This window comes from Streptomyces sp. NPDC016459 (assembly GCF_040632845.1).
In the GTDB taxonomy this organism is placed as follows: domain Bacteria; phylum Actinomycetota; class Actinomycetes; order Streptomycetales; family Streptomycetaceae; genus Streptomyces.
This window is the reverse complement of the sequence record NZ_JBEYCR010000004.1, coordinates 183,611-197,265: the sequence shown is the minus strand read 5'-3', so window position 1 is coordinate 197,265 and position 13,655 is coordinate 183,611. Positions and strand designations below refer to the sequence as shown.

The 13,655-nt window shown below is 72.8% G+C and carries 12 protein-coding genes; 8 read left to right on the top strand and 4 right to left on the bottom strand.

Annotated elements, in window-relative coordinates:
- The first annotated feature begins 75 nt into the window (after positions 1-75).
- On the top strand, positions 76-3,690 hold the full coding sequence (gene cydD, locus ABZ567_RS13315) for a thiol reductant ABC exporter subunit CydD (RefSeq protein WP_360788072.1): 3,615 nt from the start codon (positions 76-78) through the stop codon (positions 3,688-3,690).
- Between the two features lie 19 nt (positions 3,691-3,709).
- On the top strand, positions 3,710-5,422 hold the full coding sequence (locus ABZ567_RS13310) for a GAF domain-containing protein (protein ID WP_360788068.1): 1,713 nt from the start codon (positions 3,710-3,712) through the stop codon (positions 5,420-5,422).
- Between the two features lie 55 nt (positions 5,423-5,477).
- Here ABZ567_RS13310 and ABZ567_RS13305 read toward each other — a convergent pair whose 3' ends face one another.
- Positions 5,478-6,341 carry a Cof-type HAD-IIB family hydrolase gene (locus ABZ567_RS13305; protein ID WP_360788065.1) on the bottom strand — a complete coding sequence of 288 codons (864 nt, stop codon included), beginning with the start codon at positions 6,339-6,341 and terminating at the stop codon, positions 5,478-5,480.
- Between the two features lie 328 nt (positions 6,342-6,669).
- Here ABZ567_RS13305 and ABZ567_RS13300 point away from each other — a divergent pair, with 328 nt between their 5' ends.
- Positions 6,670-7,200 (top strand): DUF6083 domain-containing protein, encoded by a 531-nt coding sequence (locus tag ABZ567_RS13300; protein WP_360788062.1) that lies wholly within the window; start codon positions 6,670-6,672, stop codon positions 7,198-7,200.
- Positions 7,201-7,305: 105 nt separating this feature from the next.
- Here ABZ567_RS13300 and ABZ567_RS13295 read toward each other — a convergent pair whose 3' ends face one another.
- Positions 7,306-7,452, bottom strand: coding sequence for a hypothetical protein (locus ABZ567_RS13295; RefSeq protein ID WP_360788059.1), 147 nt, complete (start codon positions 7,450-7,452; stop codon positions 7,306-7,308).
- A gap of 131 nt (positions 7,453-7,583) precedes the next feature.
- A complete protein-coding gene (locus ABZ567_RS13290; RefSeq protein WP_360788056.1) occupies positions 7,584-7,865 on the bottom strand; it encodes a hypothetical protein in 282 nt (93 codons plus the stop codon).
- A 199-nt stretch (positions 7,866-8,064) separates the two neighbouring features.
- On the opposite strand from ABZ567_RS13290, the gene ABZ567_RS13285 reads away from it, so the two are divergent.
- The 3 genes from ABZ567_RS13285 to ABZ567_RS13275 all read left to right on the top strand — a co-directional run bounded on the left by ABZ567_RS13285 (position 8,065) and on the right by ABZ567_RS13275 (position 10,300).
- A complete protein-coding gene (locus ABZ567_RS13285) occupies positions 8,065-9,060 on the top strand; it encodes a helix-turn-helix domain-containing protein (RefSeq protein WP_360788053.1) in 996 nt (331 codons plus the stop codon).
- A 302-nt stretch (positions 9,061-9,362) separates the two neighbouring features.
- Positions 9,363-10,091: a helix-turn-helix transcriptional regulator gene (locus tag ABZ567_RS13280; protein WP_360788050.1), complete on the top strand. Its 729-nt coding sequence runs from the start codon at positions 9,363-9,365 to the stop codon at positions 10,089-10,091.
- Positions 10,088-10,300 (top strand): MbtH family protein, encoded by a 213-nt coding sequence (locus ABZ567_RS13275; protein WP_360788047.1) that lies wholly within the window; start codon positions 10,088-10,090, stop codon positions 10,298-10,300. Before ABZ567_RS13280 ends, ABZ567_RS13275 begins: the two co-directional genes overlap by 4 nt.
- On the opposite strand, the gene ABZ567_RS13270 is transcribed toward ABZ567_RS13275, so the two are convergent.
- On the bottom strand, positions 10,260-11,033 hold the full coding sequence (locus ABZ567_RS13270) for a 4'-phosphopantetheinyl transferase superfamily protein (RefSeq protein WP_360788044.1): 774 nt from the start codon (positions 11,031-11,033) through the stop codon (positions 10,260-10,262). The genes ABZ567_RS13275 and ABZ567_RS13270 overlap by 41 nt on opposite strands.
- A 328-nt stretch (positions 11,034-11,361) precedes the next feature.
- Between ABZ567_RS13270 and ABZ567_RS13265 the strand changes: the two genes are divergently transcribed.
- Both ABZ567_RS13265 and glyA read left to right on the top strand, forming a co-directional pair.
- Entirely contained in the window at positions 11,362-12,183 is an 822-nt protein-coding gene (locus ABZ567_RS13265; RefSeq protein ID WP_360788041.1) for a TauD/TfdA family dioxygenase, read from the top strand.
- A gap of 75 nt (positions 12,184-12,258) precedes the next feature.
- Positions 12,259-13,626, top strand: coding sequence for a serine hydroxymethyltransferase (glyA, locus tag ABZ567_RS13260; protein WP_360788038.1), 1,368 nt, complete (start codon positions 12,259-12,261; stop codon positions 13,624-13,626).
- Positions 13,627-13,655 lie beyond the last annotated feature (29 nt).

Genomic DNA, 13,655 nt, shown 5'->3' with positions numbered 1-13,655 from the left:
GTCGCCCACCAGTCGTCCCGCCACCACGTAGTCGTCCCACCAGTCGCGCCGGCGAGTCGGCCCTTCCAGGGGAGCATGTTTCACGTGAAACCGATCGATCCGCGTCTGCTCCGGTACGCCAGGGCCACCCGAGTCTTCCTGATCGCGGTGGTGCTCCTCGGCCTCGTCGGGGCGGCGCTGGTCATCGCCCAGGCGATGCTCATCGCCGAGATCGTGGTGGGGGCCTTCCAGAAGGGCCAGTCGGTCTCCGACCTGACCACCGCCCTGCTGCTGCTCGTGGGCGTCGCGGTGGCGCGGGCCCTGGTCTCCTGGCTGACCGAACTCGCCGCCCACCGGGCGAGCGCGGCGGTCAAGTCCGAACTCCGCGGCCGGCTCCTCGACCGGGCGGCCGCGCTCGGTCCGGGCTGGTTGAGCGGGCAGAAGGCCGGTTCGCTCATCGCTCTCGCGACGCGGGGCGTGGACGCCCTCGACGACTACTTCGCCCGCTATCTGCCCCAGCTCGGCCTGGCGGTGGTCGTGCCGGTGGCGGTCCTGGCCCGGATCGTCACCGAGGACTGGGTCTCGGCGGCGATCATCGTCGTCACCCTGCCGCTCATCCCGGTCTTCATGATCCTCATCGGCTGGTACACCCAGGCCCGGATGGACCGGCAGTGGAAGCTGCTCTCCCGGCTCTCCGGTCATTTCCTGGACGTGGTGGCCGGGCTTCCCACCCTCAAGATCTTCGGCCGGGCCAAGGCGCAGGCCGAGTCGATCCGCGAGATCACCTCGGAGTACCGGCGGGCGACGATGCGCACGCTGCGGATCGCCTTCCTCTCGTCCTTCGCCCTGGAGCTCCTCGCGACCCTGTCGGTCGCGCTCGTCGCCGTGACCATCGGCATGCGGCTCGTCCACGGCGAACTCGATCTGTACGTCGGGCTCGTCATCCTCATCCTGGCCCCCGAGGCGTATCTGCCGCTGCGGCAGGTGGGGGCGCAGTTCCACGCGGCGGCGGAAGGGCTTGCCGCGGCGGAGGAGATCTTCGAGGTCCTGGAGCAGCCGGTGGCGGGGGGTGCGGGTGCGGGTGTCGCCGTACCGCAGTCCGTTCGGCTGGAGCTCGACCGGGTGACGGTACGTCACGCCGGGCGGGCCGAGCCCTCGCTCGACGCGGCGACGCTGACGGTCGAGCCGGGTGAGACGGTTGCCCTGGTGGGGCCGAGCGGGGTCGGGAAGTCGACGCTGCTCGATGTCGTGCTCGGGTTCGCCGTGCCGGAGGAGGGCGGATCGGTGCGGGTCGGGGGCGTCGACCTGGGGTCGCTCGACCTGGAGGAGTGGCGGTCCCGGATCGCCTGGGTGCCGCAACGGCCGTACCTCTTCGCCGGGACGATCGCCGAGAACGTCCGCCTGGCCCGCCCGGACGCCTCCGACGAGGCGGTACGGGAGGCTCTGCGGGACGCCGGTGCGGACGGGTTCGTCGCGGGGCTCCCACAAGGGCTCGACACGGTGCTCGGCGAGGACGGGGCCGGGCTCTCGGCGGGGCAGCGGCAGCGGCTCGCGCTGGCCCGGGCGTTTCTCGCGGACCGGCCGTTGTTGCTGCTCGACGAGCCGACGGCGGCGTTGGACGGGGAGACCGAGGCGGGGGTCGTGGACGCGGTCCGTCGGCTCGCCGTCGGCCGTACCGTCCTGTTGGTCGTGCATCGGCCGGCGCTGCTCGCTGTCGCGGACCGGGTGGTGACCCTGCCGGGGGCCGGGGCCGGGGCCGGGGCCGGGGCCGTGCGGGGCGCGGGCGCTGTCCTTGCGGAGGCGCGGGGGGTGGGCCGAGGCGCGGGGGGCGTCGGGTCCGACGCGGGTGCGGCGTTGTGCCCACCCGTTCCGCCCCATGCGGAACAGATGCCCACAACACGTGCGGGTGCGCGCACCGCGCCGGGGGCCGTGCTTCGGCGGGTTCGGGACATGGCGGGGGAGCTCAAGGGGCGGATGGGGCTCGCGTTGCTGCTCGCGAGTCTCGCCCTCGGGTCGGCCGTGGGGCTCATGGCGGTGTCCGGGTGGCTCATCTCCCGGGCCTCCGAGCAGCCGCCCGTGCTGCATCTGATGGTGGCCGTCACCGCCACGCGTGCCTTCGGTATCGGGCGGGCCGTGTTCCGGTACGCCGAGCGGCTCGTCTCGCACGACGCCGTGCTCCGGATGCTCGCCGAACTCCGGGTCTCCGTCTACCGGCGCCTGGAGCGGATCGCCCCGGCCGGGCTGCGCCGCACCCGCCGCGGGGACCTGCTCTCCCGGCTCGTCCAGGACGTCGACGCGCTCCAGGACTACTGGCTCCGCTGGCTGCTCCCCGCCGGCGCGGCGCTCGTCGTCGGGGTCGCGTCCGTCGGGTTCACCGCCTGGCTGCTGCCCGAGGCCGGTGCCGTCCTCGCGGTGGGCCTCCTCGTCGCGGGCGTCCTCGTCCCCGCGGCCGGCGGGGCGCTGGCCCGCCGGGCCGAACGGCGGCTCGCCCCCGCGCGCGGCGCTCTCGCGACCGCCGTGGCCGACCTGCTGCGCGGCTGCGCCGAGCTGACGGTGGCCGGGGCCCTGCGAAGCCGTATCGAACGGGCGCGGGTCGCCGACCGCACCCTCACCGGGATCGCCTCCCGGCAGGCCGCCGCCACGGCGCTCGGGTCCGGGCTCTCCGCCCTGGTGTGCGGGCTCACGGTCGTGGCCGCCGGGTTCGTCGGTGTCCAGGCCGTACGGGACGGACGCCTCGACGGAGTGGCCCTCGCCGTGGTCGTGCTCACCCCGCTCGCCGCCTTCGAGGCCGTCACCGGACTGCCGCTCGCCGTGCGGTACCGCCAGCGCGTCCGGCACAGTGCCGAGCGGGTCTTCGAGGTGCTCGACGCCCCCGTCCCCGTACACGAGCCGGCTCAGCCGCACAGCCCCCCGACGGGTCCGTTCCCGCTGGAACTGGCCGGGCTGTCCGCCCGGTACGCGGGGCAGGAGCGGGCCGCGCTCTCCGACTTCCGGCTCACCCTGGAGGCCGGACGCAGGGTCGCCGTCGTCGGCACCTCCGGCTCCGGCAAGACCACGCTCGCCCAGGTGCTGCTGCGGTTCCTGGACGCGGAGCAGGGCATGTACCGGCTCGGCGGGGTGCCCGCGCGGGAGCTCGAAGGCGACGCGGTCCGGCGGCTCGTCGGCCTCTGCGCCCAGGACGCGCACCTCTTCGACAGCTCCGTCCGGGAGAACCTGCGGCTCGCCCGCACCGGGGCGAGCGACGAGGAACTGCACGAGGCACTGCGCAGGGCGCGGCTCCTCGACTGGGTGGACGGACTCCCGGACGGGCTCGACACCCTGGTGGGCGAGCACGGCTCCCGGCTCTCCGGCGGCCAGCGGCAGCGCCTTGCCCTCGCCCGCGCCCTGCTCGCCGACTTCCCCGTCCTCGTCCTCGACGAGCCGGCCGAACACCTGGACCTGGCCACGGCCGACGCGCTCACCGACGACCTGCTCCGGGCCACCGAGGGCCGGACGACCGTCCTCATCACCCACCGGCTGCACGGCCTCGACGCGGTCGACGAGGTCCTCGTCCTGGACGAGGGCCGGACCGTGCAGCGCGGCCCGTACGCGGAACTCGCGGAGACGGACGGCCCGCTGCGCCGGATGCTGGCCCAGGAGCGGGCGACCGACCTGCTCGCCGTCGGCGCGGGAGCGGGCGAGGAGGACCGGCCGACTTTTCTCGCCAAATAGGACTTACTAGGCTCAAGCCATGACCGCCGCAGCGTCCGACGCCTCGGACCCCCTGGAAGCCGCCACACAGGCCACCCGCAGCCTCCAGGGGCTGTCCACCGAGCTCACCGCCCGCGTGCCGCAGCTCCTCGAGGCGATGCGCTCGGTCGGCACCGGGCTGGAACTCCACTCCACCCTCGACCGCATCTGCGAGACCGCCGCCGAACTCGCCGACGCCCGCTACGCCGCGATCGGCGTCGTCGACGAGGAGGGCAGGGGCCTCTCCGACTTCGTCACCTTCGGCGTCGGCGAGGACGTGGCCCGCCGGATCGGGCGGCGTCCCGACGGTCACGCGGGGCTGCTGGGCGCGCTGATCCGCGAGCCCCGGACGATCCGCCTCGCCGACCTGGCCACCGATCCGCGCTCGGCGGGCTTCCCGGCCGGGCATCCCCCGATGGCGAGCTTCCTCGGCGTTCCCATCCGGGTCCAGGGCGAGATCTTCGGCAATCTGTACCTCGCGGAGAAGCGCGGGGACGGCGAGTTCAACGACTACGACGTGCACATGGTCCGGGTCCTGGCCACCGAGGCCGGCATCGCCATCGGCAACGCCCGGCTGTACGAGGCCGCCCGGCAGCGCGAGCGGTGGATCGACGGCTCGGTCGCCGTGACGACCGCGCTGCTCTCCGGCGGTGACGCGGACGACGCCCTCACGGTCGTCGCCGAGCAGGCCCGCAGGCTCGCCGACGCGGACGCCGGGATCGTGCTGCTGCCCGCCGAGGACGGCGGTCTCGAGATCGTCGCCGTCTCCTCGCCCCGGTCCACGAAATCCCTCGGCGTGGTGATCCCGCCCGAGAGCGCGGTGGTGCGGCGGCTCCTGGACGGCGAGGCGGTCTTCGTGGCGGACGCGTCGACGGACCCGCTCATGATCAGCCGGCTGACCTCCTCGTACGGGCCGAGCATGATGCTGCCGCTGCAGAGCGGCGGGCGGGTGCTCGGCGCGCTCGCCACGCCCCGGGTGCGGGGGGCCCGCCCGTTCACGGAGGCGGAACGGACGCTCGCCACCCAGTTCGCCTCGCAGGCGGCGCTCGCCCTGATGATGGCCGAGGCGCAGCGCGACCGGGAACGCCTCGCCGTGTACGAGGACCGGGACCGGATCGCCCGCGACCTGCACGACCTGGTGATCCAGCGGCTGTTCGCCACCGGCATGATGCTGGAGAGCGCCCAGCGCAGGTCGATCGTGCCGGCCGTGCGGGACGGTGTCGGCAAGGCGGTGGACGAACTCGACGTCACGATCCAGGAGATCCGTACGGCGATCTTCGCGCTCCAGCAGGGACCCGCCGAGGCTCCGTCGGGGCTGCGCACCCGCGTTCTGCGGGAGATCAACATGGCCGCCGTGCCGCTCGGCTTCAAGCCCGCCCACCGCTTCCTCGGCGCGATCGACTCGACGGTCGGCGAACTCACCGGCAAGAACCTCATCGCCGCCCTGCGCGAGGCGCTCTCCAACGCGTTCCGGCACGCGGAGGCGAACAGGATCGAGGTGGTCGTCGACGCGGGTGTCACCCTGCCCGACGGCTCCGCGGGGGTACGGCTCTCGGTCGCGGACGACGGCATCGGCCTCCCCGCGGGCGGCCGCCGCAGCGGCCTGCGCAACCTGGCGCGGCGGGCCGAGGCGCTGGGCGGCGCGAGCTGGTGCGGACCGGGGGTCGGGGAGGACGGCGGCGGTACGACGGTGGTGTGGGAGGCCCCGCTCTGACGCCGGTGGGCCCCGTTCTGACGCCGGTGACGACGGTGGCGCGGTCGGCCCCGCTCTAACGCCGGTCCTGCCGCGCCTCGGTGATCAGCTGTTCGATGACGACGGCCACGCCGTCCTCGTTGTTGCCGACCGTACGGCCGGAGGCGGCGCCGAACACATCGGGGTGGGCGTTGCCCATCGCGTACGAGCGGCCGGCCCAGCTCAGCATCTCGATGTCGTTCGGCATGTCGCCGAAGGCGACCACCTCGTCGGCCGTGATGCCGCGCTCGGCGCAGCACAGGGCCAGGGTGGAGGCCTTGGAGACACCGAGCGCGCTGATCTCGATGAGGGCGGTGGGACTCGACCGGGTGAACGAGGCCCGCTCCCCCGCGGCCGCCCTGGCCGTCGCGAGGAACACGTCGGGGTCGAGCTCCGGGTGCTGGGCGAGCAGCTTGAGCACCGGGGCCGCGGCGCCGGGCGTCTCCTCGTAGAGGAGCTTCTCCGCGGTGGCGACGGTCGCTCCGGGGTCGAGGAAGAACGGCGGGTACTGCGGCTCGTAGTGGATGCCGGTGGTGAGCTCGACCGCGAAGGACGTCCCGGGGGCGGCGGCGCGCAGGGCCCGGACGACGTCGAGGGCGATCGCCCGCTCCAGCGGGTGCACGTCGAGGAAGGTGCCCCCCGCGTGGAGGTCGACGACGGCGGCGCCGTTGGCGCAGATCGCGAGGCCGTGGCCGTGGACGTGGGCGCTGACGACGTCCATCCAGCGGGCCGGGCGGCCGGTGACGAAGAAGACCTCGATCCCGGCCTGCTCGGCCGCGGCGAGGGCGGCGACCGTGCGCTCGGAGACGGACTTGTCGTCGTGCAACAGCGTGCCGTCGAGGTCGGTGGCGATCAGCCGGGGCGCCGGGGCGGGAGTGCGCGGGGCACGGGGAGAGGTCACCGCGCCATTCTTCCGCACCGGGCGCACGGGCGTGCGGGGAGCCGCACATATGAGTGCCTTGGGGGCGGGTCGGCCCCCGGGGCCCGGGTCGTGCCGGCTCGGGGGTGTCGGGCCGGGGGTGTCGGGGCGGGGACGGGGGCGCCCGGCCCGCGCGGCCGACGGGTACGGGCCGACATGGCCGTAAACATCCGTTCGTTCTGGGTGCTGAGGGGGAATGTCCCTGACAGCTGATGGCGTCTCAGGGGGGCGGGACATGGGCTCGGAGCGGCGGAGTGACGCGTGCGACTCCTGCGGTGCGCCGTACGGGACGTGGGTCCAGAGCCCCGGCATGGCGCTCTGCCCGGGGTGCGACGGGGCCAGGGCGGCGGCTGCCACGCGGGACCCGGTCCTCGTGGGTGACGTCCTGGCCGGTCTGATCGACGCCGCCGCGTTCGCGGTCCGCCCCGGCCACGCCGTACCGGAAGCCCGCTCCGGCGCGTTCGCGCCCCGGTCCCGGCCCCTGGGGCACGTGCCGGAACCGCGTTCCGAGGGGCTCGGGCCGGACACGGCCGGTGCCGCCCTCGGGGAGTGCGCCTGGTGCGGGGCCCGAGTCGAATGGCGCCCTACGGCCCTGGGGCACTGGCTCATGATCGAGCCGGGGGCGCTGAGGGCCGGGGTCGTCCCCGAGGACAGCCGCCGACGCGTCGCCGACGACGGGACCGTGGGCGATCCGGGTGCCGTCCTGCCGTCCGACACCTGCCGGGTCGCTCATGCCGACGTCTGCGGGGCGCACCCGGAGCCCGTCGGCTTCCCCGTCCTGTCGGCCCTGTGGCGGGGCCACGTCCGGCGATCGGCCGTGGGCGCCGACCGTCACGCCTGAAAAGCCGAGACGGCATCGAAGACCCGTGTCCTCGATGCCGTGCTCATCCTGGAAGGGCGGTCAGGGCGCCCTCGTCCCGCGTCTCAGGTGACGCCGCGGCGGATGTCAGCCCCAGATCATGTCGTCCGGCGCGGGTGCGCCGACGACGACGGACTCCGTGGTCTCGCCGGTCAGGGCGAACGTCGGGGTCAGGAGGGCGAAGGCCGTCAGGAGAACCGCAGCCCAGCGGTGGGCGGGACGAAAACGCAGCAAGGGATGAATCCCTTCCGAAGTCGGTGAGTTGTTCCTTCTGTGCGACAAAGCTTCGCGAAGCAGAAAGACCTTCGGAAGAGGAATCCGGTGGACGGAACGGGCCCTGGACCGAAGCGGTCAGCGGCCGGCGGTCAGGGTTCAGGGCTCAGCCACAGGTCGTCGAGCCCGTACGGCGCAAGCAGCGGTGCCTCGGAGCGCCCGACCCGCCAGCCCGGCAGCGGACCGATCGCGTCCACCGCGCGTCCGCACAGTCTCGCCGCCGTCTCCTCCGCGTCCCGGAGGCGTTCGGTCAGAAGGTAGACGCCCACGGTCACGCCGTGCCCGGGGCGGGGGTGGATGACCACATGTTCCACCCTGTCGTCGGGGTGCGCCAGGGCGCGAAGGAGATCCGCGAGGTTCTGAGGGATACACAAGTCCACCTTCCTGTTCAGGAGTTCGGTGTGAACGAGATACACACGCGCATTTTCCCAAAAGGGCGAACACGGGAGAAGAGCACCAGAAGTCCCATTCCGGCAATGGCCGGTACAGTCCACACCGCCATCTGTAGAAATCCGGCCACACGTGTGATGATGGAGCGTCTATACAGCGAGACCTCCGGGGGGAGATGTTTCCGTGCTCACGTCGCTCGGCCTCGATGCCGTTGCCGAGGCCGTCTACCGGGGCCTCCTCGCACAGCCGCAGGACGGCGTGAAAGACCTCGCCGAGCGACTGGGACTCACCACCGACCAGGTGCGCCACGCCCTCGACACCCTGAGCGAACTGGCACTGCTGAGACCCTCCTACGACCGTGAGGGCGAGCTGTGGCCCGTATCGCCCGAGGTCGGCCTGCAACTGCTCATGACACGTCAGCAGGAGCAACTCGCCGCACACCAGAGACAGCTGGAGGACTCGCGGGCGGCCGCGGCCCGGCTGATCGCGGAGTTCGCGGAGGCACGGCCGGCCGACACCCGCTCCCACAGTGAGCGCCTGACCGGGATCGACCAGATCCGCGACCGGCTCGCGGCCCTCACCCGGGACACCCGGGAGGAGGTCATGACCTTCGCCCCCGACGGGCCCCAGCAGCCGGAGCACATCGAGGCCGCGAAACCGCTCAACCGGGAACTGCTGGAGCGCGGGGTCCGGATGCGGACGGTCTACCTCAACAGCGCGAGCAACAGTCCGCACACCCTTCAGTACGTGAGCTGGCTCTCCCAACTGGGCGGCGAGGTGCGCACCGTGCCGACGCTGCCGACCCGGATGATCGTCGTCGACCGCAAGGCCGCCGTCATCCCCGTGAACAGCGACAACAGCTCCGAGGGCGCCCTCGTCCTCACCGGCCACGGCACGCTGACCGCGCTGTGCGCGCTGTTCGACAGCGTCTGGACCGGTGCCCGGCCGCTGAGCGAGGAGAGCAGGGCCGACGACCAGGGGCTCACCGACCAGCAGGCCATGGTCGTGATCCTGCTGGCCGAGGGCCACACGGACGAGACGATCGCCAAGCGGCTCGGCGTGTCGCCGCGTACCGCGCGGCGGCTGGCCTCCGAGCTGATGACCCGGCTCGGGGCGCGCAGCCGGTTCGAGGCGGGCGTCCGCGCCGTGCAGAACGGCTGGATCTCGGAGCAGCGCTGACCGTCGCACGCGTCGCACGCGTCGCACGCGTCCCGCGCGTCCGCGTTTCGTCGTCCTCCCGGGCCGTCCCGTAGCGGGGCGGCTCTTTCGTTGTGGCTCCCGTGGCTCCCGTGGCTCGCGCCCCCCCCGTGACCCCCGTGACCCGCACCCTCCCTGATCCCCCCGTGCCCCGCGTCCCGGTGGCCCTTTCTGGCCAGGACCCGAACGGGCCACCGGAGATGTCTTCCCCGGCGTCCGCCGATCGAGAAGATTTGGCCCCGACAGCCGGGACACCCCGGAACCGGCGCAGACGGGGAGTCGACATGGTGCGTGCCGGGATCTTCGTCCGGAACCAGCTCGCCCTGCTGGGCATCCGCCATCTGCTCGACGCCGAGGACGACATCCAGGTCGCCTTCGCGACCGGCACGCCCTTCGCGGTGGCGGCCGGCACGGTCGACTGCCTGGTCCTCGACCTGGGCCTGCTCGACGAACTGCCCGACCCTCCGCACGGCACGACCGGTGTGCCCGCCGCCCGTACGGTCCTGCTGACGGCCGACGGGACGGTCCACAGAACGGCCGGCGGAACGGCTGATGGGACGGTCGACCGGTCGGCCGATGGCACGGCCGGCGGATCGGCCGGCGGATCGGCCGGTGGAACGGTCGGCGGGCGGGGCACCGTCCCCGACCGGGTGGGCGAGACGCATCCCCTCGACGACGCCCCGCTGCTGCTCGTGGACGCCGTCCGGCGGGTGGCGGGTCCCGGTCCCGGTCCGGGTCCGGCCGGTGCCGGGGCCGTCGCCCGGCAGGGGGTCGCCACGCTCTCCCCGCGGGAGCGAGAGGTGCTCAGGCATCTCGTCGAGGGCTGCACCCACGACCAGGCGGCCCGGCGGATCGGGATCAGCCAGCACACGGTCGACACGTACGTGAAGCGCATCCGTTCCAAGCTCGGCGCGCACAACAAGGCGCAGCTGGTCCGCGCCGCCCTGACCGCCCCGCGCGCCCCGTACGCGCACATCGAACCCCGACAACGACAACAGGTGGAGACGACATGACGTCCGAGGACAGCGGCACCCATCTCGTGGTCCGCAATCACGAACTGCGGTACTCGCTCTGGCCCGCCGACCGTGAGCTGCCGGCCGGCTGGGAGCCGGACGGGTTCCGCGGCGACCGGCAGCAGTGCCTCGACCACATCGAGGAGGTGTGGACGGACATGAGGCCGCTCAGCGCACGGGCGCCGGAGCCCGTGGCGGCCCCGCGCTGAAGGCGGCGGCCGAGGGGTGGCTCCGGGAGTAGGCGGTGAAGGTCAGCGGTCCGCCGCCGATCACGGCGACCGCGGCCGCGCAGCCCGCGCCCGGCTCCAGGTCGGCCAGGACGAAGTCCTCGGCGGGCCGCGCGGCCGGACCGCCCAGGAACAGCACCCTCGGGTCCTCCTCCGGGGCCGACACGCCGATCTCGGACAGCGGCACCCGCAGGCCCAGACCCGTCGCCTTGAGCACGGCCTCCTTGCGGGTCCACATCCGGTGGAAGCCGCTCGCGGTGGCGTGGGCGGGGGTGCGTGGCTCCGCGGGCCCGATGACATGGGGGAGCAGTTCCGTGGGCGACACGGACGCGCTGATCTCCTCCACGTCGATGCCGACCGGGCCGGCCCGGGTGACGGCCACCGCCACCCGGTCGCCCGAGTGCGAGACCGACACCTGGAGTCCGGTGCCCGGCAGTTCGGGTTTGCCGTGGTTCCGGTCGCAGTCGGGGCAGTGGGCGACCACCTCGACACGTCGGGGCGGGCGTCCGAGATAGCCGGCCGCGGCGGTCCGCAGCAGGGCCCGTCCCGCGATGAACCGTCTGCGGTCCTCCGCTCTGCGCAGGAGGGGGATCCGCTCCTGCTCGGCCCTGTCGAGCAGGGTCAGGCAGTCGTCGGTGACCGTGGCCGGATCGGTCCACCAGATGTGGCAGTCGGCCGGACCGAGCACCGGGACGGCCGGGGTATCGCCTTCCACCGCTTCGCCTTCCACATCGCCTTCCACTGCCGGGACGGAGAGGTACCGCGTGTACCGACCGGCCTCTCATGGTCGCGGCAGGACGGCGTGGACGCACGCCCCCGAAAGCCGTGACACCTGTTTGGGGGACATGGCCTTGTCCGCACCTTGGACGGAATTCCACGCCCCCTTCATTGACCGGATCCGTCCAGGGTTCCGATATTGCCCACGCTCTTGGCGCCCCTCTAATGTCACCGTCGTGATCGATTGACAGGGCCTCTCCCCACTAGGAATTCTCATGGTCATAACCCCCTTCAAAACCGTTCCCCTTTCCGATCACCACGGTCTGGTGATCGAGAGCGCTGATCTCCCGCTCGCCGAACTTCCGCACTCCGAGATAGCCGAACTCTTCAAGGAGCACGGCACTCTGATGTTCCGCGGGTTCGGGGCCACCGCCGACGATTTCCGTGAACTCGTCCAGAAGTTCTCGTCGAAGCTCTTCTTCCACCAGAACCCGAACCGCGAGACGATTTCCGACGACGGCGCCGTGCTGCTCGTCGACGCGCACCGGAATCCCATTCCGGCGCACTCCGAGATGAGCTACTGCCCGCTGCACCCGGGCCTCCAGTGGTTCTACTGCGTGCGGCCGGCCGACGAGGACGGTGAGACGACGGTCTACGACGGCGTCGAGGCGTACAAGCGGCTCGCCCCGGAGACCCGCGACCTGTTCGACAGGCTCCGGCTGACCTGGCGCCTGCCGTTCCCGACCGCCCCCGAGCACCAGGAGCGCGTGTTCGGCACGGCCGACCGCACCGAGCTCGAGGCGCTGTTCGCCACCTTCGACGATTTCGCGTACGACTTCGACGACGCCGGCAACCTCAACTGGAAGTGGACCGTCTCCGCGGTCCCGCAGGCGCCCTACGTGGACGCGCCCACGCTGTGCAACAGCTACCTGGGCTCGGGCGCGATCGTGTCGTTCGAGGACGGCTCGACCATTCCGCAGCACGTCCGCTGGGACGCCCTCGACGCCACCGAGCAGGTGCGGGTCGACCTCCAGTGGCAGGCCGGCGACATCGTCATGATCGACAACAAGCGCGTGATGCACGGCCGGCGCGGCTTCGAGGACCCCGACCGCAAGGTCGCGGCGATGCTCTCGACGCCGAACTTCTGACCAGCCCCTCACCCCGTCTGTCGCCCGTCGACCGCCGCTCGTCGACCGCCGCCCTCACAGTTTGGATGCGACTCCATGACCCACGCCGTCGGTCTGCCCACGCTCACCCCGCCGACCGCTCCGCTGTCGTCCTTCTACGAGAACGCCCTGCACGCCATGGAGCTCGGTGACCCGGCCCTGTACGGGCTCATGGACGACGAGCTCCGCCGGCAGCACGAGACCCTCGCCCTGGTCGCCTCGTGCAGCCCGGTGACGCCCGCGGCGCTGCTCGCCGAGGGCAGCTTCTTCGCCAACGTCACGGCCGAGGGGTACCCGGGCCGCAGGTTCCACGCCGGCTGTGTGAACGTCGACAAGGTCGAGCGGCTCGCGGTCGAACGCGCCAAGCAGGCCTTCGGCGCCCGCTACGCGAACGTCCAGCCCCACTCGGCGAGCACCGCCAACCAGGTGGTCATGAACGCCCTGCTGAAGCCTGGCGACCCGATCCTGGGCCTCGACCTGGACGCGGGCGGCCACCTCAGCCACGGCGCCTCGGTCAACATCTCGGGCCGGATCTTCGACGCCCACAGCTACGGCCTCGGGCCCGACGGCCTCATCGACTACGCGGAGGTCCGGGCCCAGGCCCTGCGGCACCGGCCGCGCCTGATCGTGGCGGGCACCACCGCCTACCCCCGTACGCTCGACTGGGCCGCGTTCCGCGCCATCGCCGACGAGGTGGGGGCGTACCTGCTCGCCGACATCACCCACATCGCGGGGCTCGTGGTGGCCGGGCTGCACCCGTCGCCGCTCGCGCACGCCCATGTCGTGACCACCTGCACGCACAAGCAGCTCTACGGTCCGCGCGGCGGTCTGATCCTGCTCGGCGACTCCGCCGACATGGTGCTCCCTACCGGCCGCACGCTCCGGCAGACCCTGCAGAGCGGCCTGTTCCCGCTGATCCAGGGCGCGCCGGTGGTGAACAGCATCGCCGCCAAGGCCTACGCCCTGGGGGCGGCGACCACACCGGAGTTCACCGCCCGCATCCACCGGGTGCAGGGCCTCGCGGCCGCGCTCGCCGAGCAGCTCATGGGCCGCGGTGTACGGGTCATCTCCGGCGGCACCGACAACCACATCGTCGTGGCCGACGTCCTCACGTCGTACGGCGTCACGGGCGTCAACGCCGAGAAGGCGCTGGAGCAGTGCGGCATCCTCGTCAACAAGAACCGGATCGTCGGCGACACCCACTCCGCCATGGTGACGTCCGGCGTGCGTTTCGGCAGCAACAGCATGGCGGCGCGCGGTCTCGACCTCGCCGACGTCGCGGAGGTCGCGGACCTCGTCCACGAGGTGCTGACCGCCACGGAGAACACGGCGAACACCACGTACGCGCTCGACCCCGCGCTGCAGGCACGTGTCCAGGAGCGGATCCGCTCCCTCTGCCACCGTCGGCCCGTCGCCGGCTACTGACCGCCGCGGCCTCCCCGCGGGCCGGCGCC

Excerpts from the sequence above, each read along its gene's own strand:
- cydD (WP_360788072.1), top strand. The coding sequence starts at position 76 with ATGTTTCACGTGAAACCGATCGATCCGCGTCTGCTCCGGTACGCCAGG.
- ABZ567_RS13310 (WP_360788068.1), top strand. The coding sequence starts at position 3,710 with ATGACCGCCGCAGCGTCCGACGCCTCGGACCCCCTGGAAGCCGCCACA.
- ABZ567_RS13300 (WP_360788062.1), top strand. The coding sequence starts at position 6,670 with ATGGCGCTCTGCCCGGGGTGCGACGGGGCCAGGGCGGCGGCTGCCACG.
- ABZ567_RS13280 (WP_360788050.1), top strand. The coding sequence starts at position 9,363 with ATGGTGCGTGCCGGGATCTTCGTCCGGAACCAGCTCGCCCTGCTGGGC.
- ABZ567_RS13275 (WP_360788047.1), top strand. The coding sequence starts at position 10,088 with ATGACGTCCGAGGACAGCGGCACCCATCTCGTGGTCCGCAATCACGAA.
- glyA (WP_360788038.1), top strand. The coding sequence starts at position 12,259 with ATGACCCACGCCGTCGGTCTGCCCACGCTCACCCCGCCGACCGCTCCG.